Raw genomic sequence first — 24530 nt, 5'->3', positions numbered from 1 at the left:
GCGCTGACGCCTGCTGCGCCTGAAGCCACGCCAGGTTCAGCGTCTCGCCTGCGCCGCGCTGGCGATCACTTCCGCGCGTCCGTCGTCAACATCGATTGCCGCGATCGCATCCACTCCCTCGCCGAGCCGTATCTGTTCCCATTCACCTTGCCAGCGATCGGCCGGCCGGCGATACCAGAACGGACCCGAGGCTCTGTCTTTGGATGGAACGGCGGCGCATCCAAAACGGGCCGCAAGTAAAGTCGCAGAGGGATCGAAGCCGCACCGCAGCTTTGGGTCGAACCCGAACAGGTCATGGCCACCCGCCGACTTCCTCCCGAGACGCTTCAGGCCGCCTACGTTCACGCATTAAGCTCGTATCGCGTGAACATCTCGTGCTCGCTCAGCAGCCGATTCAGCAAATCGCCCCCACCTACGTCCGCCAGGATAGGCCAGTCGTCGAGTCCCGCCGGCCGCTCCATCTGGGACCGGTGAGCTGCCAGCGCGTGACGTTTTACGTCTATCACGTCGCCGATAAAAGCGTGGGAGTTGAACATCTTAACGCCGCGCAAGCCGGCAAGGGTCCGGACCGTTTGCCGCAATGCGGTGCGATTGAATCCACGCACTCGATCGTGCAGACGAACCCACGGCCACTGATACCAGTACCAGACGGGATATTCGAACACGGTCACGCGCCGGCCATACAGTTGCAGCGCGCCTCGCGCGCCAAGATTGGTGGCAACATGGTCCGCCGGCGGCTCTTTTGCATGGGTGACGAACACGCTCTGTGGTTGCCAAGCGAAAAGCAACTCAGCGATCGCGTCTGCGATCTTGCCGACATGATGCTTAGCCATGCCGTCGGGAACTCGCAGAAATCTCACCCGATCAGCAGATCCGCCCAACCGGCAAACCGCCTCGATCGCTTCGCCCTCACGGATGATCCGTAGGGCCTGGCCCTCAACTCGATGTGCATGCGACGCCGAGCCGTCGGTGACGAAAATAAACTGGACATCGGCGCCCGAGCTAAGCTTCTTGCTGGCGACCCCTCCACATCCCAGCGTTTCATCATCGGGATGGGGTGCGATGATGACCGCCGATGCCTGCCAGTCTGCTACGTCGAATGGATGAGACTGGTTACACATCGCTCTATCGAGCATAGCGCCAATCGTATGCCTGACGTCATGCATCGATGGTTCCGATCATCCCTTCTTCGGTGTGGTTCAACCCGACCTGCGCATGGTAGCAAAACACTGTAGGCGATTGGGGTGAGAAAACAATGAAGGTAGGAATTCTTGCTGGCGGACTGGGAACACGGCTGGCGGAAGAAACCGAGATCCGGCCGAAACCAATGGTCGAAATCGGAGCAAAGCCGATCCTTTGGCATATCATGATGCATTATTATGCCTATGGACACCGCGAATTCGCCGTCGCGCTGGGATACAAGGGCGAATACATCAAACGCTGGTTCAGCGACTATGTCGCATTCGATGGCAGCTTGACTGTCAATGCCGCATCGGGAAGCGTCAAGCGCCACTCGAACTCGCTGCCTGACTGGTCCGTCGATCTTGTGGAGACGGGACTGAATACGCTGACGGGCGGCCGCATAAAACGCCTGATCGACTGGATGGGCGACGAGACGTTCATGCTCACCTGGGGCGATGGCGTTTCGGACGTCAACCTTGATAGACTGATCGCCTTCCACAAATCGCATGGCAAGCTTGCAACGATGACGGCGGTGCGTCCGCCGGCACGCTACGGGCACATCGAATTCGATGGCCATCGCGTTGTCGACTTCACGGAAAAGCCACAGGCCTCGGAGGGGTGGATCAATGGCGCCTTCTTCGTGCTCGAGCCGGGCATAAAGGACTATATCGACGGCGACGATGTCATGTTCGAACACGCGCCAATGCAGCGGCTCGCGACTGACGGCCAACTGATGGCATATCGCCACGAATCCTTCTGGCAATGCATGGACACCATCCGTGAAAAGCATCTCCTTCAAAAATTGTGGGACAGCGGGCAAGCGCCCTGGAAAACATGGGAATCGATCGATGAAAGTTCTGGTTACAGGCCACCTCGGCTACATCGGTTCCGTCCTGACTCCGATGCTGCTTGAACGCGGCCATGACGTCACCGGCCTAGACAGCGACATCTTCCGGTCATGCACTTTCGTAGGGACGTTGGCCGAAGTGCCGACGATCGAGAAAGACATCCGCGACATCGACATCGACGACGTCGCCGGCTTCGACGCGATCATCCATCTCGCCGGACTGTCAAACGATCCGTTGGGGGACTACCGACCCCTGCTTACCGAGGAAATCAACTGCGGCGCTTCGGTAAGGCTTGCGCAGCTCGCCAAGGCCGCCGGCGTCCAGCGGTTCCTGTATGCCTCCTCTTGCAGCAATTACGGCGCGGCCGGCGACAGCTTTCTAACTGAAGATGCTCCCTTCAACCCGGTTACGCCTTACGGCGCCTCAAAGGCAAATGTGGAGCGAGCGGTCGCGCCGATGGCGGATCGATCGTTCAGCCCGACATTCCTGCGTGCTTCCACTGCTTACGGCCTGTCGCCTCGCATCCGCTTCGACCTGGTGGTCAACAACCTGACCGCCTGGGCCTACACGACCGGCCTGGTCTATCTCAAGAGCGACGGTTCGCCATGGCGTCCGATCGTCCATGTGGAAGACATTGCGCTGGCCTATATCGCGGTACTCGAGGCCGAGCGAGAGCTGGTCCACAACGAGGCATTCAATGTCGGCTTGACCACGGAAAACTATCAGATTCGGGAGATCGCGGAGTTGGTGCAAACGATCGTTCCCGACAGCCGGGTGAAGTTCGCGCCCGACGCCGGGCCAGACAAACGGTGCTATCGCGTCGACTGCACCTATATTGGTCGCCGCCTGCACGGGTTTAAGCCGCAATGGACAGCGCGGCGCGGTATCGAACAGCTCTATCACACATTTCGCGCGGCGGGCCTTGCACTTGGGGATTTCGAGGGCGAGCGGTTCAAGCGCATCGCCCATGTGCAGAAGCTGATCCAAGATGGCGAACTGGATACCGATCTGCGCCGCACGTCGCAGTTAGCGCTAGCGGTTTGAACAAACACAGCCAGAGCCATGGCCATGATGATTGCTGGTGCAGGCTCTGCAACCGAGCAGGTTTGCCGCTCCTGCGGCGGAAGTCACATCGACACTTTCCTGAAGCTCGGCACGACGCCCCTAGCCGATAGGCTTTCCCTCAAGGTCGAGTAGCTCAGCCATTCGGCTTTCGCCTCACAGATCCGGGCGTGCGGCTTTCCCGCACTCGGCTCTTCCCGACCCGCGCGCCGTCAGGGTCTCGAACTCCGACCAGCCATACGCCGGCTTTTCTGGATGCGTCGCGCAAAATCTGGTCGCCGCGTCGCGCTACGATCCCGAGGCCACCGCCTCGCCACCAGCAATGTGTTGCGAATTGTAGAACAGGTTCACTCGGCCTCTCTCCGCCCTTTGGGCTGGGTGCCCCTGACGCCCGTTAGGGAAGAGAACGGCGGGCCCGACGGGCCCATTTCAAGCCGACACGGGTTGGCCGTAAACCGATACCGGGTTGAGCGCTACACTGAGGGTCGCCGCATGCTCATCACATCGGCCTACATGCTGCGAGGCACTTGGCGAGCGCCGCCCACCGCTAAGGCTCAATGGCTCACAATCTTTGTGGAACATGGACCGGCCTGCCTGGGCGCAGTTTCTGATAGACTGACTTGAGCCGTTCTGCGCGCGCCTCCCACGAATACAGCTCGACGGCACGCTTGCGCCCTTCGCTTCCCATTTCGCTTGCCCGGACCGTATCCTCCAGCATCGTGATCAATGCGTGGGCGAGCTCGCCAGGAGCATCGACTTCGACCAGCATCCCGGTGCTGCCAGCTAGAATGGATTCACACATCCCGCCCACGCGCGTTCCAACCACCGGTATCCCGCAGGCCATGCCCTCCACGACCGATATTCCGAAGCTTTCGCTGAGTGACGGATTCACCACAATGTCGGCCTCATGGTACGTCGCTACGAGGTCCTTGTGGGGCACGTTGCCCACGAAGTGAACTCGATCACGTAACCCGTGGCTCTCGATGAGTTCTTCTAAGTGTTCCCGATATTTGCAATTGCCCCAGTGATCGTAGAAACGGTTCAATGCGGTAACCCGCGGATCCGACGAGAGGCTGGTCAGGAAGTCTACGGAAAGCGGCGATTGCGGCCCTGCGATCCGAAGGTCGACGTCCGCAAACCTGGCCGCAACCTCACTGAAGGCCTCGATCAGTGTGTGAAGCCCCTTCTCTGGCGATACCCGCCCAACGAACAAGATGGCACGTCGGGTTCTGGTGGATGCGGAAGCCCGCTGCTCGCTCGGCCGAAAGTAAGAAACGTCCACGCCATTACCGACGGTGGCAACGACGCCAGGATAGTCCGGGAATGCAGAACGAAAGGTGCTTGCGATGTGGTCGCTGACGGCGACCACCGCATCCACCACCTTGAGCTGACGGGCCACCTGATGGCGGTCACGCTGTGACAGCCACTCACACTGCATCTCAAGCACGAGCCGATGGGATGAACTGGCTGCCTTCAGTTCCCGGCACCATGCCCAGTAATTCATCAAATGGACGATATCTGGTCGATCGACGGCGAGGTAGCGACGAACCTTGTTACGATATTGCGAGTGGTCATCGGCCTTCCGATCCAGCCGCAGCCAGCGCGCCAGGCGCGGAAACTGGCGGATGATCCGCTGCAACGCGCGGTCACGCCGCGCCGCAGCCCGCCGCACCGCGAACGGCAGGTCCGCGGGCACCGTGTCGTCTCGATAATGCTTGCCATAGAGCGTAATCTGCAGGCCCTCGCCGAGCCGCAGCGCCGTATTGTAGACGATCAGACCGATTGAGTTTTGAACAGGCGGAAAAAGTCTATCGTACGGCTGACCGACGTATACGAGCTTCATGTCACTCCCCACCGTCAGCTCGTTCAGGCGACTCTTCTAAGTGCAGGGCGGTCTTCCGGTCGGGAGAGGTGGTCGGCGAGGCGGCGAATGCCCTCTTCGAGCGGCACCAGGGGACGGTTCAATATAGCTTTCATCTTGTTCGTGTCAGGACAGCGGCGCGTCATGTCGCCCTCCGCAAGGGGCGGTCGGAATTCCAACTTCGATGACGAGCCCAGCACTTCGATGACAAACTCGGCCAGCTGTCGAATGCTCATTTCCACGTCGCTGCCCACGTTGATCACTTCGTTCTCGTGCGCGCGCGTTCGATGAACCGCGATGCAAGCGTCAACCGTGTCGTCGACATAGCAGAAGGTGCGGGTCTGCGAACCGTCCCCGTAAATCGTCAGGGGCTCGCCGCGCTGGGCGGCACGCACAAATCGCGGCAGAACGAAATCCTCGCTCTGACGTGGTCCGTAGGTGTTGAAGAAGCGAAAAATGGTAAATGGCAGTCCAAACTCACGCTGAAAAGTGCGCAGATAGACCTCTCCAAGATTCTTCACCACTGCATACGGCAGACGAGAGTTAAGCGGCGTGGTGCTCTCGTTTTGAGGAATCTCGAAAGGCTCGCCATATACCTCCGATGACGAAGCGAAGTAGACACGCTCGGCGCCGGTGTTCTTGCATAGCCTCAGCACGTTCTCGATACCGGTGATGTCGCGCAGCACGAGCAACGGATTTGCCAAAGTCCGCTGCACACCGACCACGGCTGCGAAGTGGAAGACGTGGGTGAAATGGAAGCGGTAGAACAACGACGAGATGTCGTCGAAATCGTTCGCATCCGCCTTTACTACGGTCAGATTGCCCGCGTCTATTTGTACCTTGTCTCGACTTCCGGTCGACAGGTTGTCAGCTACGACCACCTGGGTCTGAGGTAGCTTGACCAACGCGCGAGTGAGGGCGCTGCCGATATTGCCCGCTCCACCAGTAACCAGGATCGATTGCGTCATATTCCCCACCTCAACCGAACAGTTTAATCGACTGACGCAGGGTGCGTCCCTTCGCCAACGCGACATCTTCGATCTCGCGAGCGAAGGTGGCTCCCAGATCCTTTCGGACGTCGCTTGAAAGTTAAATGTGGCAGCGCCAGGTTTATTTGACAACGTGGCTTGGGGTAAGCATTTCGGCTGTTCTCCCAATGGTGCAATCCGTGCTGTTTTCAGCTCTGGGGTTGGCTAAGCGCATACATTTTGCTGATTGCTGTGAACTGCTTCCCCGCGGTAATTGAGGCGATCCTTTATTGTCGACATTGAAGCGAAAGTTGCCAGCATCTCATGCAGACTGCTCCAGACCTTCAGGAACTGGTTAACCGCATCCGAACGCGGGACTACACCATTGGCATCATGGGCCTCGGCTACGTTGGTCTGCCGCTCGCCATGATCTCGCTGGACGCGGGGTTCAAAGTCATCGGGTTCGACATTGACGCGTCTCGGGTTGCACTTCTTAACCGCGGAGAAACAGGCATAGATCATTTGCCTGGTGCTGCCATCAAAGCGGCTGTCGACAGCAAGCGGTTTCGCGCCACCAGCGATTTCGCCGACCTAGGCGAACCCGACGCGATCTTGATAGCGGTGCCAACGCCGCTTACTAAAAACCGGGAGCCGAACCTCTCGTTCGTCGAAAACAGCGCACGTGCGATCGCGGAGCGGCTGCGCCCTGGTCAACTTGTCGTTCTGGAGTCGACGACCTGGCCAGGAACGACGCGAGAGATCGTGCAGCCGCTGCTCGAGGCGACGAATCTTTCTCTAGGAAAGGACTTTTTTCTCGCCTATTCGCCCGAACGGGTGGACCCAGGCAACGACGTACACACCACCGCCAAAGTTGCAAAGGTGATAGGCGCCGACGACCCATCGTCCCTACAAGTTGCCAAGGAGCTGTATGATCAGATCATTGTGCAAACCGTTCCCGTGGCCTCCACCGCAACGGCAGAGGCTGTGAAGTTGACCGAGAACATATTCCGCTCTGTGAACATTGCGTTGGTCAATGAGCTAAAGGTGATTTTTGACAGGATGGGCATCGACGTCTGGGAGGTGATCGAAGCCGCCAAGACCAAGCCGTTCGGATATATGGCGTTTTATCCAGGCCCCGGCCTCGGCGGGCACTGCATCCCGATCGACCCATTCTACCTGACCTGGAAGGCAAGAGAGTACGAAGTAACAACACGCTTCATTGAGCTTGCCGGTGAAATCAACACGAACATGCCGCATTATGTGGTGGACCGCCTTGTGGAGGCCTTGGACCGGCGAGCGAGCCGCGGCCTGAGCGGTTCGCGGATCTTGGTGATCGGGATGTCCTACAAGAAAAACGTGGGTGACACACGAGAAAGCCCATCGTTGAAGCTGATCGAGATCATGGAGCGACGCGGGGCGGTCGTTGATTACCACGACCCCTACGTACCGGAAATACCCGGAACAAGAGAGTACGCCAACCTGGCAGGTCGCCCCTCTGTGGATATCTGCGCTAGCAGTTTGGCATCGTATGATGCCGTTGTCATCTCGACAGATCACGATGCGATCGATTGGCAGAACATCACCAAGCACGCAAAGCTGGTGCTCGATACCCGAAATGCTTGTGCGCGTAGTCAGTCACGCACCGACAACGTCGTAAAAGCATGAGCGGCCCGACTTGCGTACTGGCTTGGTGAACCTGCTAGCGACAACGTCGAATGGTTTAGTTTAGCACGTCGAGCGGTTGAATTCATTCAGCGCATCGTATTTTCCCGGACTTGAGCGTCGAGGCATGAGCGCCTGCGCAGCCGTGCAAACAGGTGGAGCCGGCCGAGCTCGCTACGGTTCATGCGGCGCCGGCCGGTGCTCACCCCTCCTCGTCAGCGGGCCTTTTGGTCGCCATCAGCATTCTTGCCGACCGCGTCATTCCGCCAGACATGGATCGCTTCGAATGCGTCCCATGCGATCGACACAATGTCGCGATCCCCGTCACCGTCGAGGTCGACCGTCCTTGCTCCCAGATGGCTTTCCATCCCTTCGCCGACCAGCTGCTCGATGAACCGTCCCCCACCCAGATTATGCCAGCTCGAGAGACGAAGTGCGCCGCGATGCTCGCCCATGATAAGATCCGGCCTGCCGTCGCCAGTCATATCGGACACTGAAAGGCTATTAAGGGAACCGCGCGAGGTGATTTCGTGTTGCTCCCAGTCGGAGGAGCTGTCGCCGGGGTTGTGCCACCAATACGCCTTAGCGCTGTCGGCTTTGCCATTTTCCTCGGTCACGACGATGTCCGCACGTCCGTCGCCATCAAGATCGGCGGCCGCGACGCGGTCGGGATAGACCATTTCAGGAACTTTTCCAACATGCCGAAGCTCCCAGTCTGGCGAGCCGTCACCCGGATTGCGCCACCATGCGGCCGTCTTTGCATCGCCGGTCGTGGCGACAAGGTCAAGTAGACCGTCCCTATCGATATCGGCGAATGCGATCCCTTCATCAGACGCTTCGGCGCAGATGCGGGTGCGCGGCCATGGCTCGACTGTTGGATCATCAGGAATCTTAAAATAGAAAACCCCACCGCCACTCGAGACCGCCAGCTCCGGCTTCCCACCTTTTACAACCTGGGCTAGCACATGGCCCTGAGAGCCGAGCTCATGACTGGCGGCGGGAACCTCTCCGATCTCGTGCTCTTCAAAGCGGTGCGCTTCAATGTCCTCGGCATGGAGCCACACAAGGTGCAGCGCCCTGCCTCCGCCGCGCTGTGCTATGACCTCCCCGCGCCCGTCACCATCGAGATCCAGGGCTGCGACCGCGTCCACACCCTCGGCAAGCGGGGTCCGTTCCCATTCTGTGTTCCAGGCTTCGGACGGTTGACGGTACCAGAACGGACCCGAGATGATGTCAGTGAGATCATCACCATCCATGGCGGAAAAAGCGATCCCAAAGGAGCGGACGTGCCCGTTCGTGATGCGATGATAGGTCCAGCGGTCGAGGCGGACCGATGCAGGCGGATCCAGCCGATTGATCCACACTCTGACAGGCGGGTTGCCCACCCAGTTCGCCCCATAGATGTCAAAATCACCGTCCCTGTCGACATCGGCGACGACGCCGTTGTGGAGACCCACATCGTCGATCACTTGACGGGCCCAGCGCGTTCCTCGCCCGTCGACATTGTAATGGATCGCGAGCTTGCGCTCCTCGGTCGTATGCATCTGCCCGACAACGACATCGTTGTCCCCGTCTCCGTCCATGTCGGCGGCCTGCAGCGTATGGGCGCCCGCAACAGAAGGCTGAATGACATGGCGGATCCAGCGGCCCGTCGGCCCGGCGAGGGGCTGGAACCAGGCAACGTCGTCAGTGTGCTCGGAACTTGAAGTCAGAATGTCGGCGCGGCCGTCCTGGTCAAGGTCGGTGACGAGCGCCTTGAATGCAGGATTGAACGGACCAAGCTCGTAGCTGCGCCATAGTGCTGCATCGCGTGCTGCCGCTGCGCCTGGATTCGACGCCCATACTCCGTGCAGGACGAGATCGACATCAGCATCGCCGTCAATATCGCCGATTGCCATTCCCTCTTCGCCAAGGTTGAAGAACAAGCCCACGCGGGCCCAGGAGCTGGGGCTTTCCTGGAAGAAAATCATCACTTCGCCAGGCGCTCGAACGACGATATCAACGAGGTCGTCCCCGTCGAAATCAGCGGCCTTGATGTCTTTGCCCCAGCTGCCGACTGCACCGATTTCCCGACGCTTCCAGCTGGGACCGTGGGTCGGGTTACCATTCGGCCGCGGGTTCTCGAACCAGACGAGATTGACAGCATCGGGCCCATCGGCCGTGACGATGTCGCGATCACCGTCCCCATCGATGTCGGAAAGCACTCCGTCGGTGGTGAACTCGACGCGGGGCCTCGCGATTACGGTGTGAACCAGATCGGGCCACCGCCACCAAGACATCGCATCCTCGGGGAAGCCGCCAAGAACGAAATCCAGTCGACTGTCGCCGTCTATATCGCCAACAAGCTTTACGTCTCCTGAATAGGGGGCAATCTCTTTGCGTTCAAAAACAAGACCCGACTGTAGAATTTCTTCGGGAGGTCCCTGTCCCTGAGCGGCCTCGCAACTTGCGAGGGTGTAGCCGATCATCAGGACCGCGATCAGGCGGCCGAACATGCTAAATGTTGATTTCGTAGCGTGTGAACATTTCCTAGTCGGCCAGCAACCGCCCGACGAAATCTCCCCCCGACAAGTCCGACAGCGTCCGCCATTCATCTTGGTTCTCCAGGCGCTGCATCTGCGACGCATGCGCCGCCAGCGCTTCCCGCATTACGCCGATAACATCGCCAAGACAGGCGAGGCTATTGAGCGTGGACGACGCAATGGTACCAATCCAGACTGGATACTCGAATACCGTAACAGGGCGACCATAAGCACGAAGCGCCGCGCGAACTGCTGCATTGACGGCGACATGATCGGAAGTCGGATCCTTTGCATAGTTCACGAAAACGCTCTGCGGCCGCCATGTGTTGAGCATCGACACGACCGCATGTGTTATCGCATGAACGTGATGATTGGCCGCCCCGCCTGGAAGGCGTAAGAATGTAACACTTTCGGATGATGCGCCCAGACGATGAACTACTTCACTTCTATGGCTCCGGCCTCGCGTGTCGTCCGCAAGGTTTCAGGATGCCTAAGGTCGCGATGAGGACGCGGCGCCATCGGTGACAAAAACCAAAACGGACCTAGGCACCCAAGGCAATCTTTTTGGCCGCAACGCCACCGCAACCCAGCGTCTCATCATCCGGATGCGGCGCAACAATGACAGCCGACGCTGACCAGTCGCCTACTTCAAACGGCCTAAGTCGCAGTCGCAATTGACTATCAAGCATGGTGCTGAAGGTCCGCCTAAAGGTCCACATTGGTGCGCTTCCATCATCCGTTCGCTCGCGTTGTTGAACGCCGATCGCCCATGGTAACAGAACTCACGGACGTTCGAGACGTGTGTTTGTTGGTGGGGAAGACTTTATGAAAGTGGGTATCCTCGCGGGCGGATTTGGGACACGGCTGGCCGAGGAAACAGAGAGCCTGCACGCGTTCAAGCCGCAACGGACGGCCCGACGCGACGTCGCGCAGCTCTACGAGGCATTCGGCACTGTTGGTCTCTTGCTTGAAGAGTTCGAGGGGGAGCGCTTCAAGCGCATCGCCCACGTGAAAAAGCTGATCCGCGATTGCGAACTGGACGAGCACCTGGTCGCGTTCCCGTTCTGGCCAAAGCAGACTGAGCCGGGCTAAGGGGGACGATATGGACATGATGTGCCTAGATGCGAAGTCGGTAACCGAGCGGGCCTGCCGATCTTGCGGTGGAACTGGCATTGAGACGTTTCTCGAGTTCGGTAAAACGCCACTGGCCGATCGCCTTCTCACCAGCAGCGACATCGGCGAACCGGAGCCCATTTTTCCGCTGCGCGTCGCGTTCTGCAAAGACTGCAGCCTCGTCCAGATCACCGAGACGGTGAATCCGATAATTCTTTTTGCCGATTCCTATCCATATTATTCCTCTTTCTCCCCTGCTCTCTTAAAGCATTCGCGTGCGAATGCGCTTGATCTGATCAATCGCCGCGGTCTTGGCCCGGAGAGCCTTGTCATCGAATTGGCGAGCAATGATGGTTATCTGCTGAAGAACTACGTCGAGGCGGGAATTCGGGTGCTCGGAATTGATCCGGCCGACGGACCTGCCGCCGCTGCCGAGAGGGTCGGCGTGCCCACGCGCTGTGCATTCTTCACCCGCGATGTCGCTGAAACGCTGCGCGCGCAAGGCATGCGCGCGGACATTATCCATGCCAATAACGTGCTCGCCCACGTGGCCGACACCAACGGATTTGTGGCAGGAATTGCCCGACTTCTCAAGGATGACGGTGTGGCGGTTATCGAGGCACCCTATGTCGAACCTTTGATCGAACATTGTGAGTTCGACACGATCTATCACGAGCATCTTTGCTATTTTTCAGTTACTGCACTGGATAAGCTCTTTCGCCGCCACGGGCTTTACCTCAATGAGGTCAAGCACCTTTCAATCCATGGCGGTTCGCTGCGCCTTTATGTGGAATCGCGCGAGAACGTGGGTGCGACAGTAAAGGACCAGCTTGCCCATGAAGCCTCGCGCGGGATCGATGCGATCGGCTATTTCCGCGATTTCTCCACCAAGGTCGACGCGCTGAAGCGCGATCTTTCCACGCTCTTACGCCGGTTAAAGTCGCAGGGCGCCACGATTGCCGCCTATGGAGCGGCAGCCAAGGGAGCAACGCTGATTAACACCGTCGGCATCGGACGCGACCTCGTGGACTTCGTCGTGGATCGCAACGTCTATAAACACAACAAATATATGCCCGGACAGCGCCTGCCGATCCGCTCGACTGAAGCGCTTCTCGAGGTGCAACCCGACTACGTGCTTCTCCTTGCTTGGAATTTCGTAGACGAAATTCTCGATCAACAGGCCGAGTATCGTGCACGCGGCGGAAAATTCATCCTCCCCGTCCCAACGCCGAGAATCATATGACAAAACAGGCGGACCGCGCACAGATAGCTTGCCTGAAAGCCGATGGACCGACGCAGTCGACGGGTTCCATTCGAACCGATTGCTTGGTCTGCGGTCAGCGAAATCTGCTCAATTCGGTGCTATTCGAAGCGTTGCCCCTGCTCTGCAACGCGCTTTGTGCGGACGCGGCATCGGCGCGCGCGGCACAGACCGGCAGATTTGCGACTACCTTCTGCCTCGGCTGCACGCACGTCTTCAACGCCTCATTCGAGGAAAATCGCATCGGTTATACGCAAAGCTACGAGAATTCGCTTCATTACTCCCCCCGTTTCGTGGCGTTTGTTGAAACGCTGGCCGAGCGCCTGAGCAGGACCTACGCGCTCTCGGGGAAGACGATCGTCGATATTGGATGCGGCAAGGGGGATTTCCTGAAGCGGCTAAGCTTGATCAGCGGTGCGCAGGGAATCGGTTTCGACAAGAGCTTCGAGGACAACCGGGGGGACGCGGTCCCTGGAGTACGATTTATCAAAGACTGGTTCGGCGATTCCTACGCGGATCTGCGTCCTGACCTGGTGGTATGCCGCCAGGTTCTCGAACATATCGCCGAGCCGGTGAAATTCCTGCGCGCCCTTCGCGCCCATCCGGGCATCGCACCGGAGACGGTGTTCTTCTTTGAAGTCCCGAATGTCCTTTACACGCTCCGGGATATGGGAATCTGGGACCTCATTTATGAGCACGCCTCCTATTTCACGCCAGCTTCGCTGAACGCGGCGTTCGAGATGGCTGGCTTTCGAGTGCTGGATGCAGGGACGTCTTTCGGCGACCAGTATCTTTACATTGAGGCGCGGCCGGCTGCCCCCAAGTACGCTACTTCCGTTGACAGCCGCGAAATCGAGATGCTCGTCCGCGATTTCGAGCGCGCCTATCGCGACAAGATCGAGCGATTGGGTGGTTACATCGCGAGACGCAATCCCCAGCAGATCGTCGTCTGGGGAGGGGGATCGAAGGGCATTACATTCGTCAACGTGGTGCCAGGCGCCGATCGGATCCGCGCGATCATCGATGTGAATCCGCACAAGCAAGGTCGTTTTGCGCCAGGAACCGGCACTCCGATCCTTGCTCCGGAGGCGTTGCGCGGCCAGCCAGTCGAATCAATCATCGTCATGAACCCGCTCTACCGCGAGGAGATCACCAGTCTCGTAGCGGAACTCGGCTTCACACCCGAGATTGCGGTTGCATGAAAGTTCAATTCAACCGCGGCGGCACGAAAGCGCAGAACGGGATTGGTGGGGGATACAGTCCAATGACCGTGCCGGTCGAGATCAACATGGCCATTCCACCAAGGGTCATCGGACATTCTCGCCTCGTTATAGCCCGACAATCTGGCAGAGAGGCGCTCTCACTTTGATTGCCGCGGCGCACCTCGTTTGCCCTTGAATATCAGCCAGCGCTGAAAGAGGTAGCCCCCGCTTCTTGATCGCCTGCGCGGATGGGCGTGTGGGACGCGGGATGGTCCATCGGTAATCGGACTGCACCAAACTGCCCCGGGTGCGTAAGACATACGTCGTTTGGGGACGTTTACGTTCCCACGCTCCGGCGTAAGGTTTGCAAGATGCACTCGAACGAATTCGAATCCCGGCAACGCGGCAGCAGCGATATCATCAGGATATCAGCCAACACCGCCTAATTTGATTGCGCTACAAAGAGGATTTCCAGAGGAGCTGCCTAATGACCAATAAGAACTGGATGCAGCCACCCTTCCTCGCCAACCACAGTATCCTCAGCCATGCGTGCTTGTGGATGGTGGAATAGAATGACGAGCAAACATGCGAAACGCCATCTGTGTCCCGCGACGACTCTGCGTTCGCGAGACTCCAGCTCGATAAACGATGGCCGGAGAGAGATCGACGGCTCTCCTTTTTATTCACGTAGACCAGGCCAGATCGCTAACGGCGCAGCCGTGAGACGAAGACGGAAAGCCTTGACTGCGCGATCGAAGGTCGCAGTTCCGTCCTCCAACGGGCAAAGAGACATGCGATGACATCGATCGGCGCGAAGATTGTCAGCGGCGCAGCTTGGACAGCAGTCGAAACATGGGGGCGGCAAGCAGCCATGTTTGCCATTTTTGTCGTATTGGCCAGGCACCTCGGACCTGAGGCATTCGGCCTCGCCGCCCTCTCCATGGTTGTACCCGTCATTCTTGCTGTTCCGGTCACGATCGGAATACCGGAGGCACTCATTCAGCACCCTAAAATTGAGTCCTTACACTTTGACTCGGCCTTCTGGCTTCTCGCCGCGAGCGGCGCAGTGATTAGCGGGCTCATCTGGATGTCTGCCGGTTTGATTGCTGCAGCGTTCGGACAGCCCATTCTCGAAGATCTCATCCGCTGGAGCAGCGTGGTCGTCGTAATTCAGGCCCTCTCGTCGGTACCTGCGGCTGTGTTGAAGCGCCAACTCGAGTTCCGCTTGTTCGCGTTGCGTACACTTGCCGGCACCGTCGTCGGCGGCACACTCGGCATCGTCTTGGTAATTGCCGGTTTCGGCGTATGGAGCATGATTTGGATGCACCTTGCAAAAGCGGCTGTGGAAACCACTGTCCTTCTCGTTGGCAGTTCTTGGCGGCCCCGTCTGACCTTCTCCTATGCAAAGGTTCGTGACCTATTAGGATTTGGCGGCCCGCTTATCGTCCAGACTTTTTGGAGTTTTTTGAATGAGGAAATTCCAAAGGTCCTACTCGGCACGTTCCTCGGCCCCCACGCGGTCGGAGTCTATGCTCTCGCCCGTCGTCCGCTCGACCTTCTGGTGCAAGTATTCCTCAGTCCGCTGATGGCTGTCACTATGCCCACCGTGTCACGGATTCAAGATCAACCCGAAAAGATCGACCGTTTTTTCAACACGACCGTCCGCATCGCCGGGATAGCAGGGTTTCCTGCATTCATCGGATTTGCCGCGATCGCACCGATCGCGGTTCCCTTTATCTTCGGCCCGCAATGGGCCAGCGGGGTCGTCGCTGTCCAGATTCTCATGCTGCTGGGCCTGCAACGCACGATTGACAGCCTCTGCGCGTTTACGATCCTTGCAATGGGTCACTCCAGGTTGATCCTGAAGTTGAACATTGCCTACTCTGTTGTCGCAACGATGCTGTTGTCCGTCACTGCGCAGATCAGCCTTGAGATGACGATGGTGGCGCTCGTAGCCTGCGGCCTGGTCCTCCTACCAGTCTTCCTCTTCTACGCTCAGCGCATCGCGCGTATCGACGTGCTGAGACCCCTTGAGATCTTCCCACGACTGGCTCTCGCCGCCCTCCTGATGTTCGGCGCCGTCAGCGCGTGGCTAAGCAGCGCGCCTGAGCACGCCGCGCAGGAGACGCTTCTTATTAGCGCAATTGGCCTTGGAGCCGCTGTCTATTGTACGGCTCTCTTCGTGCTGGTGCGCTCTGACCTGTTCAATGCGCGAGACTTGTTCCTCAGGCTTCGCGGCTAGTTTGGTGTCGGGCGCGACCTCTAGAAGAACCCGGGGAAATAGGAGCCCTTCCTGAGCTTGGGGATGCGCAGCTCGACGGTGCCGGCGCGCGTCTCCCAGTCGCGCTCGCGATAGCCGTTGCGCTGGGCCGTGCGCAACGGGTTCTTCTCGCCATGGCCGGCGCCGGTGGCGGCCCCAACCTCCAGCTCCATCAGCCGCTCGGCGGCAAAGCCAATCATCTCGCGCAAGAGATCGGAATTCCGGAGTCTTCTCCACGAGCGCGCGTAGGTTCTGTTGATGACCACCGCAAAGCCGCTCGCTCGCTCCAGCGCTATCGAGGGCGCGCTCGCGAGCGGCTTCGCTACCGCCGAGCTACACCACCTGTGGGGACGCGACCGTGACCAGTATCTCTTCATCGAAGCAAGCCTCCCGAAACCGGGATGACCGCTGGTCTTTCAAGCCCTGGAAGGATTGATACCTTGGTCCGCCGCTTCGACCAAAACTATCGCGACAAAGTCGCCCCTGGTGGCGCGATTACCCATTACCTTGTCTGGGGTGCGGGATCAAAGGGCATCACTTTCGTCAACGTCGTTCCCGAGCGCGGATAAGCGCTCTCGTCGACGTCAACCCGCACAAGCAAGGGCGCTTTGCTCCAGGCACAGGCACAGCTGTGGTTGGGCCGGAGAGCCTGCGCGGCCGACCCGTGCGGTCAATCATCGTGATGAACCCGCTGTATCGAGACGAAGTTGCCCAGGCGGCACACGAGCTTGGTCTTGCCCCCGATATCATCGTTGCCTGATCCTGCGATCCACCATTTGCGGCTGATGGCCTGACTTTATCACTCCATCGACGTCGATCCGTTGCAGGTTGACCGGCCTCAGCCAGCAGTGTCGCGTATAGTCGGTCGAGCGGCGCATAAACTGCGGCCATCTAAGTGGCGTCTTGGACAGCGCCCGCCAAAGGGACAGGGAGTTAAGGCCGATCAGAAAGCGAGACCGGATGAGCTGCCCGCGCCGGTCCACCGCTGCATAGGTTACGAACCCGCGAAACGCAGCGCCGAACCTCTTGAGCACAGCATCCATCTGCACGTCATAAGGCTCGTTGGCGGCGAAACCTTGAAGCGACTTTGTTGTCCCGACCGGCCGCGTGTGTCTTACAACGACATCGTCAACGATGGCGTACCGCAACCAAGGCATGTCAGTCAGGCGGGTCCAAAGAAGGTCTATTCCCGTCTCGTAGCCGAGCCCGAACAAATTCAACGCCGATTGCAGGCACCTGGCGCTGAACACCGGGCACATCATCTCGACCGTGTTGGTATATCGCAACACGTATCGCTTGCCGCTGACAAGCGTCGCTGCGTAGGAGAAATAGCTGTCCCAAGACAGTGCTGGCTGAAACAGATCAAGTTTATAGCGGCGGCCGATAGCGAAGAGACGATTCAAGTCCAGCTTCGTCGTCTCGATGTCATCGTCGATCAGTGCAATGAGATCATATCGCGTCACAATTTCAGGGTAGCATTGAAACAAGGCATGATAGCCGGCGATCTTGCGCCCCGGGAGAAATACGCTGAAATCGTTCTGTCCATGGGAGACGCCAGCCTCGTAGGCGGCGACGAGAAGATCGAAGTCGGCGTCGCCCGCCCCCTCAGTCCAGCCGGCATGCAAAGAGCTACGCCCCGCCCGGACGATCACCAGATTTCTCTTGCCCGAGCTCTCTGGCAATTTTCGGAAGGCTGACACTGCTGCGGCCGCGGGCGTGACTTGGCGAAGGTTCATACAAAGCCTCCCGGCGGACCACTCGTTTCTAGGCAGGCGATCGGTTTGAACCGGCATGAATGCGTTTCAGAGCTCCCAAGCCGGCGCCGCGGAGCTTGGCACGAAGCTGCGGAGAAACAGCGCCTACAAGTTCCAGGAACAATCTCGCGATAAGCAGCGGATCCAAGATCCACGCAACCAGATGAAGCAGTGTCATGCCCAACGGTGCTGTGCGCCTGTGCCGATAGGCAATTGCGACGAGGTGTTTTAGCCGCCTTGACAATTCAAAGGCATTCGCCGTGGAGCCATCAGGATTTTGCCAAGCCAATCGCTCGGAGCTTGGCAATCGCACCGAGCGCGTCGGATGGTCACGGCTGTATAGTATCGCGTTGGGCGCATGAACAAACGTCCCGAGAAGGGCCATCTCGGCCAGAAGCGCACAATCCGAGCCGTAGTAGGGCTCGTGCAGTGTCGTTCTAGCTAACGACGCCCGGCGCCAGAGGCCGAACATCGCAGCGTCCCAACCGTGCGCAGCAACCATCAACCGGAAGCGGGATGCGGGCGTCGATCCTCCCATATCCGGCAGCACCCTTTCGACATAGGAAGTTAGCTGACCGGTCTCGTCGATCCCCAGCAGTCGCGGGTAGGCAATGACGTGGCGGGCATTCGCGTCAAGCGCACGCACGCAGTCTGTCAAGAAACCACTGCTCAAGCGGTCATCGTGCGCGCACCATTTGAAATATTCCCCTGTGCTCAGTTGGAAAGCTCGATTGAAATTGGCACCGGCTCCCAGGTTGCGAACGTTTCGGACATAGCGTATGCGCCTGTCCCGCTGCGCAAATTCCAAGCATATATCCGCTGTCCTGTCCGTCGAAGCATTATCGGTGATGACAAGTTCGAAATCGCCGAAATCCTGATCGAGGATCGATTGAATCGCATCGGACAGGAAATTCTCGCCGTTGTAGACGGGTAAACCAAGGGATACCTTTGGCGACTTGGAATGTTCCATTTCCAGGCTCCTTCTGGGTGGACGTCAGACCGCGACGACTTCCGGTCGCAGGTCCAGCGCAATCAAGGATTGCGCCACTTCGTTGAGGTATATCGGGTTCATGACGATGACGAGATCAGGCGGAGTGTCCAAGAGGTCGCTTGGCGCGATGACCGGATGACCGGTCCCGGGCGTAAACTTGCCTTGCTTGTAGGGGTTGATGTCGACTGCTGCCCAGACTTCGTCTCCAAGCTGCAAGGTCGTCAGGAACGACACTGCCTTGGAGCCGCCGCCCCACAGGACGACCCGCCGGCCGGCGGCGTATGCGGCGCGGATACGCTCCTGCCAGAAATCCTGAACCGCACGCACGCGTGCGGGAAAGGTTTCCGCCAAACGGTGCATCACTTCCAGATCGTGCTCGAGCGGTAGTCTCGGCATCGTCCGGCCGGCTGACGGCCGGGCGTACTGAACGATGTACTGGTTGTCATAGACGAGCTCCAGATCAGTAACGTCGAAACCTTCCTGGCGAAACAGGCGTGCGTGCGCGCCAGGACTGAAATAGGAGCAATGCTCATAGTAAATGTCCCAGAACGCGCTCTCCACGAGCACACGTTTTGCATCAGGCGTCTCGAAGACCGCCCAATCCTGGGTCCTTTTGCCGATCATCTTGCGGATCAGCCGCACGAAACTCGACACCGAGCTGACGTGTTCGAGCGTGTGGCGGCAGAGGACCGTATCCGCCTGGAGATGCTGGTAGTCCGGTCCGAAATAGTCGACGATGATCTTGACGTCGCCGTACTCATCATTGCGGCCTTTGTCGGCTCGATAGGCTGGATCAATACCGAGCCCGGTGGCGCCGCCCGATATGCAAAGTTCGCGGAGAAATTCACCCTTGCCGCAGCCGATCTCCAACACGTGCTTGCCGGCTATCGCACATTTTTGTGCAATCTCGCGTGCAAGTCCTTTCGCGAAACTGTTGAAGGTGCTGGAAAAATGCTGGGATTCCTCGAAATTGGTCGAGTAACCCATGATCGTCTCGTCAAAGGCCCTGTTGAATATGAAACCGCATGCGTCGCAGAATGCGAGGTCAAGGTCGCGGCGCGGAAAGGCGTGGGCGTCTCGGGCCGAGTTCAGCAGGACACAACTATGCACCGGGATGGATTCGACCCGGTAGATTGACCGGCTGACCGGCGCCGAGCAGCACGGGCACGCGGCCGGTCGAAGCGCTTTTCTGTTGCTTGCCATGTGAAGGTCAACTGAATTCATTGTAAAATTGGCTCGACAAGTGAACCGGTTATATCGCGCGTCGAGCTCTCGGCTCCGAAGAGTTCATTGTACTCGGTCGCGCGAGCGAGTTGGACAGACCGGGCCAGGCCAAGGGCGTCGAGTATCGCCAGGTCGAACCTTTCCTCGGAGAACCGGGTCGCGTTCACGCGACAGGCGTGCGGCGTAATGGACAGCGCATTTTTCTCGAATAGATCAATGGCCCCAGCTACGGAATCGATGGCCTGACGGTCGAAGAGCACACCTGTCGGATGGGCGCTCTCGCCAAGCGGCCGGACAATGTCGCGCGCGCCGCCGCGGCCGAAAGCGATCAATGGCGTGCCGCACGCCTGGGCCTCGGCAAGCGTTATCCCGAAGTCCTCGCATCCGGCGAACACCATCGCACGAGCCTTGGCGATTTTTTCGATGTATTCATGCCGCGGCAGATAGCCGGTGAAGACTATGTTGGGGCCGGCAAGCGATCGCAGATGTTTGGATTGTACTTCGTCGCCGACAACAACCAAGCGACGCGACGGCGTTTTGCTGAACGCCTCGATTATCAGATCCGTTCGTTTATACGGGGCGTGGAACGCGGCCGTGACGTAGTAGTCATCCTTGTTGACGACGAGTTTAAGATCCTCGGTGGCGACGGGCGGATGGACGACCCGCGCGTCGCGGCCGTAAATCCGTTCGATTCGAGAGCGGACATAATTCGAGTTTGCCAGCATCAGGTCAGGACCGTGCGCCGTTCTCGTGTCCCAGGTCCGCAGCCTGTGAAGCATGTAGCGAAAGACGAGACCCTTCGGCCCAAATCCCAAGCGGGCCTGCTGCAAATAGGAGAATTGCTCGTCCCACGCATATCGCACCGGACTGTGCACATAGCACAAATGTAGTTGGTCCGGGCGGGTCAGAACGCCTCGAGAGAATGCGGCCGAAGAGGAAATTACCGCGTCATAACCCGTGACATCAAATTGTTCGATCATAAACGGGCAGAGAAAGAATAGTGACCTGTAGTACTTTTCCACGAAGGGAAGTCGATTCATGCCGGAAACGTGGAAAATTACGCCTGGAAAATACTCTTCCTTGATCTCCTTCGGGAGAAAATCAAACAGGGTGAAAACCTCGGCTCTCGGAAAAATCTTGCAGATCCGGGCAAGGACCTGCTCCCCTCCCCGAAAGTTCGGGCACCAATCATGCACGACGGCGATGCGCGCGTTGCGGTCGATGCCGGCAAATGGCGTCTTGCTGATCGATCGCAAATGTTTGGTATCCCGGCCCACCATGGTGGTTGCTTTCGGCTGTCGCACATGGCGCATGCATTGCCCTCCCGGAATGTTGGCACCTTTTCCGGAATTCTTTGTTGCCCGGATGCTCAGCGACTGTGTGTCGTCCGCCCCGTCCAAACAAGCTGCCTATCGGGTTAAGCGCCGCACCCTCCCGAGGCCCGATGTACTCCAACGAGGTACGCCTCCTACTTCGATGGGCCTAAGCACGCATCAACGCTAACCTTATGCGCAGGCTGTATCGGCGCGACCGGCGGATTAGGATCATGGCGCGCTCACTTCGCAAGCAGTGGTCGCGCGCCGTATCTGTACCCATTGCCCGCGAGGAGAGTTGATCGTCGATGATAGTGGTCGTGATCGTCGCAACGTTTGGTCGCAAGGAACAAGTGACTCGGCTTCTTTCACAGTCGCAAGGGGCTGGGTGGAGCCCGAGTAGAATCTGAAGATCTAGTGCAGAGGTAAGAGATGCTCCAGGAACTGCCTTTTTCCGTCGGCAGCGGCGCTCGTTCAAATCATCGAGTTCGGCGCCTGGGCAACCTGTCGGCTCGGCGCGACGGTTGGCGCATTCTCCACGTCGTGGTGTATGCGGGGATGTCCCTGGCCTGCATGTTGGGTGCCTCGGCTGCAAACCCCACAGACTATGTGCTCGGCCCGCAGGACAAGCTCCGCGTCAAGGTCTACGAATGGCGTGCGTCACGCGACAAGATTTTTGGCTGGGATGCTCTCAATGACGAATACATAGTCGGTCCCAATGGCTCCGTTTCGCTACCGCTGGTCGGCGAAATCAAGGCTGCCGGACTCACCACCGGTGAGATCGCGAACTCGATCGGCGACAGCCTCATGAAAAGTGTCGGCCTCTCGCGAAAACCGAACACCGCTGTTGAAATCGTCCAGTTCCGACCGTTCTACGTGGTCGGCAAGGTGACGCAGTCGGGAGAATTCGCATACCGGCCCGGGCTGACCGTCTTGCAGGCATTGAGCATCGCGGGCGGATTGCGGACTCGAGAGGACAGGGACGCCAGGTTCGAGCGCGAAGTGATCCAGGGCCAAGGGGATGTGAGCCTGCTTAGACTGAGCGAGGCCAGTCTCCTCGCTCGCAAGGCACGGCTCGAGGCGGAACTCTCGCATGCCAGCGACATTCAGTTTCCGGCCCAGTTGACGTCGCGTATTCAGGACGACGTCTTTGCCGTGCTCTTGAAGCAGGAACGCTTGATCTTCCAGGCGCGCAGCGAGGGATTGGACACTCAGGTCAAGGCGCTTCTTGGTCTCCGCGAGTTCCTCCAGAAGGAACTTGCCTCGCTGGAAGCGCAACTCGTTTTCCTCGACAAGCAGATCGGCTCAATCCAGAAAGAATTGACAGCGGTTTCGGCGCTTGTCGCCAAAGGTCTTGCGGCGGCGCCGCGCGAGTTTTCTCTGGAGCGGGCCCTTGCCCAGGCGCAGAGCGAGAGGTTGTCGGCGGAAACCAGTCTGCTGCGCGGGCGCCAGGAAATCAGTAAAACTGACATATCAATTCTCCAGCTCCAGGATGGGCGCGAAAATGAGATAACGGTCGATCTGCGTCAAACGCAAGCTGAGCTCGATGCTCTCGAAAGCAAGACAGAGACGACAAGGCGGCTATTGTACGAGTCCGCGGTATCTGCCCCGAGCCTTCTTGCCCGCCGAGCCGACGCGGAGCTGGCTGCGCCGATCTACACGATTTTCCGGCCGTCGGCGGACGGTGCGACAGTGCAAATCCAAGCTGACGAAACGAGTGCCGTCGAGCCCGGAGACACGATCAAGGTTGAAATACCACTGGCTGAGGATGAAACGGGCGCGCTGGACCTGACATCGACCGAGCGGCATGAGGCGCCGGGAATAGAACTCAAGGCAGAGACCGCCGGCGACACTGTAGGCATTCCGTAGCCTCCCGGCGGATTTTTGGCAGGATGAGGCAGACGACTTTGAGAGGCGACGAGGAGAAGCCACAAAAGCGCCTTCAGCCACCTGAGCAGGAGGGAGAAGCTCGGACCGAAGGAATATGAGCATGCCAACGCAGTCGATGATGTCTCCGTACATGCCGAAAAACAGCCAGCGAGTTGGCCCAGTTGACGCATTGAGAGGCTTAGCCATGACGGCGGTCGTGGCACAGCATTGCGGATTGTTACCATTTGGATGGACGGGTGTGTGGCTCTTTTTCGTGATCTCCGGATACGTTGTTACCCTTACGGTGATAAGCCGGGAAAGCGATCAACCGGCGCTAGAGAGGTTGGTAGGGTTTTTTCGCAGGCGCGCACTTAGGATCGTCCCTGTCTATTTCGCCTACATCTGCGCAGGTGTCGTGACCATCCTTGTGAGTGGGAGTAGCCTCGACCTGATCGCTCTTGGCTCGCTACTGGGGTTTATCAACAATCTGGCCATGACGCTTGGGCGAGGTGAGCTTGGTTCTTGGCCCGTCGGGCACCTGTGGACTATCTCAGTGGAGATGCAGTTCTACGTCATCTACGGCTTTGCGCTGTTCCTGATGTCCCGCCGCACCGTAGTCTTGCTGCTACTTTCTATGCTCATCTTGGCGCCTGTGCTGCGCCTAGCCGTATCGATTGGCCTAACCAGAATCGGATGGGGTGCCGAAACCAGCGCGTACGCGGTCTACGCTGGATCTTTTCTTCATACCGACGCCTTTGCGACGGGCTGTTTGCTAGCTTTTTTAAGTAAATATGGAATGCTCCAAAGAAAAGCTCCATTTGTTGCAATAGTTGGAATCTGCTTACTTTTCATCTATGTAATACTTTACACAAGCATTAACTACTATGTCGTGCAAGCGCGGGGCATCGACATCCTAAAAAACGTCCTCTCCGGAATCCTGTGGGGGCAGTATCGCGAAGTATTCCTTTACAGTGCGCTAGCCGCTGCCTCTGGCGGCCTTGTAAGCCTTGCCGCTGTGGAGCACCGTTCCGTTCACTGGCTTTTGAGACTGAAATCTCTCCAACATATTGGAGAGATTTCATATGGCGCATACATTTACCATGCGATTGCGGTCGTCGCGGCCAAGTTGGCCCTCTCTCCGATAATGGACTTTTCGGCGAACCCGAGGCCAATCCATACGTGGATCGCGTTGTTCTTGTTGGCATACCTTCTGACGATTGTCGCCGCAGAACTTTCATTCCGATTTTTCGAACGCCGCTTCCTGGGTATCCACAATCTGCGATCTCCCACCGGGCAAATTTCCGAGATGCCGACATGACAACAGTGCGTATTGCTCTTGCTTTCCTCTCGCTTTTGTTTGCCAACTCTGCCAGCGCGGCGCGGGAGCAACACCTTTGCAAAGAGCCGGCGCCCGTAAATGTGAACCGCCCCGAGTTGA

20 protein-coding genes and 1 pseudogene are annotated in these 24530 nt (G+C 58.5%); 10 read left to right on the top strand and 11 right to left on the bottom strand.

The features are described 5' to 3' along the window. Positions 1–36: 36 nt before the first annotated feature. Both AC0L2A_RS01390 and AC0L2A_RS01385 read right to left on the bottom strand, forming a co-directional pair. Entirely contained in the window at positions 37–345 is a 309-nt protein-coding gene (locus AC0L2A_RS01390; RefSeq protein WP_473607207.1) for a hypothetical protein, read from the bottom strand. Beyond that, complete coding sequence (locus AC0L2A_RS01385) at positions 342–1166, bottom strand: PIG-L deacetylase family protein (RefSeq protein WP_473509553.1); 825 nt, start codon at positions 1164–1166, stop codon at positions 342–344. The genes AC0L2A_RS01390 and AC0L2A_RS01385 overlap by 4 nt, the downstream gene beginning before the upstream one ends. Positions 1167–1255: 89 nt before the next feature. Between AC0L2A_RS01385 and rfbF the strand changes: the two genes are divergently transcribed. Both rfbF and AC0L2A_RS01375 read left to right on the top strand, forming a co-directional pair. Further along, positions 1256–2095: a glucose-1-phosphate cytidylyltransferase gene (gene rfbF, locus AC0L2A_RS01380; protein WP_036262410.1), complete on the top strand. Its 840-nt coding sequence runs from the start codon at positions 1256–1258 to the stop codon at positions 2093–2095. Then, the gene (locus AC0L2A_RS01375; protein ID WP_473607206.1) at positions 2031–3074 is read left to right on the top strand and encodes an NAD-dependent epimerase/dehydratase family protein; all 1044 of its coding nucleotides are present in this window, start codon (positions 2031–2033) and stop codon (positions 3072–3074) included. The genes rfbF and AC0L2A_RS01375 overlap by 65 nt, the downstream gene beginning before the upstream one ends. 580 nt (positions 3075–3654) lie before the next feature. Here the strand turns inward: AC0L2A_RS01375 and AC0L2A_RS01370 are convergent. Together AC0L2A_RS01370 and AC0L2A_RS01365 are read right to left on the bottom strand one after the other, a co-directional pair. Continuing rightward, positions 3655–4935, bottom strand: a complete 1281-nt coding sequence (locus tag AC0L2A_RS01370) for a glycosyltransferase family 4 protein (RefSeq protein ID WP_473607205.1) — start codon at positions 4933–4935, stop codon at positions 3655–3657. 23 nt (positions 4936–4958) lie between these two features. Beyond that, positions 4959–5921 (bottom strand): NAD-dependent epimerase/dehydratase family protein, encoded by a 963-nt coding sequence (locus AC0L2A_RS01365; RefSeq protein WP_027153593.1) that lies wholly within the window; start codon positions 5919–5921, stop codon positions 4959–4961. Between the two features lie 324 nt (positions 5922–6245). On the opposite strand from AC0L2A_RS01365, the gene AC0L2A_RS01360 reads away from it, so the two are divergent. Then, positions 6246–7586, top strand: a complete 1341-nt coding sequence (locus tag AC0L2A_RS01360; protein ID WP_473516143.1) for a nucleotide sugar dehydrogenase — start codon at positions 6246–6248, stop codon at positions 7584–7586. A 212-nt stretch (positions 7587–7798) separates the two neighbouring features. Here the strand turns inward: AC0L2A_RS01360 and AC0L2A_RS01355 are convergent, their stop codons facing one another. Further along, positions 7799–10078, bottom strand: a complete 2280-nt coding sequence (locus tag AC0L2A_RS01355) for an FG-GAP repeat domain-containing protein (RefSeq protein ID WP_473607204.1) — start codon at positions 10076–10078, stop codon at positions 7799–7801. Positions 10079–10112: 34 nt separating this feature from the next. Beyond that, positions 10113–10532 carry a PIG-L deacetylase family protein gene (locus AC0L2A_RS01350; protein WP_329608778.1) on the bottom strand — a complete coding sequence of 140 codons (420 nt, stop codon included), beginning with the start codon at positions 10530–10532 and terminating at the stop codon, positions 10113–10115. Between the two features lie 398 nt (positions 10533–10930). On the opposite strand from AC0L2A_RS01350, the gene AC0L2A_RS01345 reads away from it, so the two are divergent. The 4 genes from AC0L2A_RS01345 to AC0L2A_RS01330 all read left to right on the top strand — a co-directional run bounded on the left by AC0L2A_RS01345 (position 10931) and on the right by AC0L2A_RS01330 (position 15923). Further along, positions 10931–11197 carry a hypothetical protein gene (locus tag AC0L2A_RS01345; protein WP_236388171.1) on the top strand — a complete coding sequence of 89 codons (267 nt, stop codon included), beginning with the start codon at positions 10931–10933 and terminating at the stop codon, positions 11195–11197. A 10-nt stretch (positions 11198–11207) separates the two neighbouring features. Beyond that, a complete protein-coding gene (locus AC0L2A_RS01340; protein ID WP_473607203.1) occupies positions 11208–12461 on the top strand; it encodes a class I SAM-dependent methyltransferase in 1254 nt (417 codons plus the stop codon). Then, a complete protein-coding gene (locus tag AC0L2A_RS01335) occupies positions 12458–13681 on the top strand; it encodes a class I SAM-dependent methyltransferase (protein ID WP_473509543.1) in 1224 nt (407 codons plus the stop codon). Before AC0L2A_RS01340 ends, AC0L2A_RS01335 begins: the two co-directional genes overlap by 4 nt. 796 nt (positions 13682–14477) lie before the next feature. Further along, positions 14478–15923, top strand: a complete 1446-nt coding sequence (locus tag AC0L2A_RS01330) for a lipopolysaccharide biosynthesis protein (protein WP_473607202.1) — start codon at positions 14478–14480, stop codon at positions 15921–15923. Between the two features lie 26 nt (positions 15924–15949). Here the strand turns inward: AC0L2A_RS01330 and AC0L2A_RS01325 are convergent. Further along, positions 15950–16178 (bottom strand): annotated as a pseudogene (locus AC0L2A_RS01325) (transposase); the annotation flags it as partial. Positions 16179–16452: 274 nt separating this feature from the next. On the opposite strand from AC0L2A_RS01325, the gene AC0L2A_RS01320 reads away from it, so the two are divergent. After that, the gene (locus AC0L2A_RS01320) at positions 16453–16701 is read left to right on the top strand and encodes a hypothetical protein (protein ID WP_473509736.1); all 249 of its coding nucleotides are present in this window, start codon (positions 16453–16455) and stop codon (positions 16699–16701) included. Here the strand turns inward: AC0L2A_RS01320 and AC0L2A_RS01315 are convergent. The 4 genes from AC0L2A_RS01315 to AC0L2A_RS01300 form a co-directional block, all read right to left on the bottom strand. Beyond that, positions 16688–17677 (bottom strand): DUF707 domain-containing protein, encoded by a 990-nt coding sequence (locus AC0L2A_RS01315; RefSeq protein WP_473607201.1) that lies wholly within the window; start codon positions 17675–17677, stop codon positions 16688–16690. The genes AC0L2A_RS01320 and AC0L2A_RS01315 overlap by 14 nt on opposite strands. A 28-nt stretch (positions 17678–17705) precedes the next feature. Beyond that, positions 17706–18665 (bottom strand): glycosyltransferase family 2 protein, encoded by a 960-nt coding sequence (locus AC0L2A_RS01310; RefSeq protein WP_473584070.1) that lies wholly within the window; start codon positions 18663–18665, stop codon positions 17706–17708. Between the two features lie 24 nt (positions 18666–18689). Further along, a complete protein-coding gene (locus tag AC0L2A_RS01305; protein WP_287209819.1) occupies positions 18690–19673 on the bottom strand; it encodes a class I SAM-dependent methyltransferase in 984 nt (327 codons plus the stop codon). A gap of 233 nt (positions 19674–19906) precedes the next feature. After that, positions 19907–21190 carry a glycosyltransferase gene (locus tag AC0L2A_RS01300; RefSeq protein WP_473607317.1) on the bottom strand — a complete coding sequence of 428 codons (1284 nt, stop codon included), beginning with the start codon at positions 21188–21190 and terminating at the stop codon, positions 19907–19909. Between the two features lie 465 nt (positions 21191–21655). Between AC0L2A_RS01300 and AC0L2A_RS01295 the strand changes: the two genes are divergently transcribed. Beyond that, entirely contained in the window at positions 21656–23092 is a 1437-nt protein-coding gene (locus tag AC0L2A_RS01295; protein ID WP_473607200.1) for a polysaccharide biosynthesis/export family protein, read from the top strand. 121 nt (positions 23093–23213) lie between these two features. Beyond that, positions 23214–24410 carry an acyltransferase family protein gene (locus AC0L2A_RS01290; protein ID WP_167366278.1) on the top strand — a complete coding sequence of 399 codons (1197 nt, stop codon included), beginning with the start codon at positions 23214–23216 and terminating at the stop codon, positions 24408–24410. The last annotated feature ends 120 nt before the right edge of the window (positions 24411–24530 follow it).

The organism is Mesorhizobium sp. WSM4844, from assembly GCF_055811775.1.
This window is presented reverse-complemented; position numbering and strand designations above follow the sequence as displayed.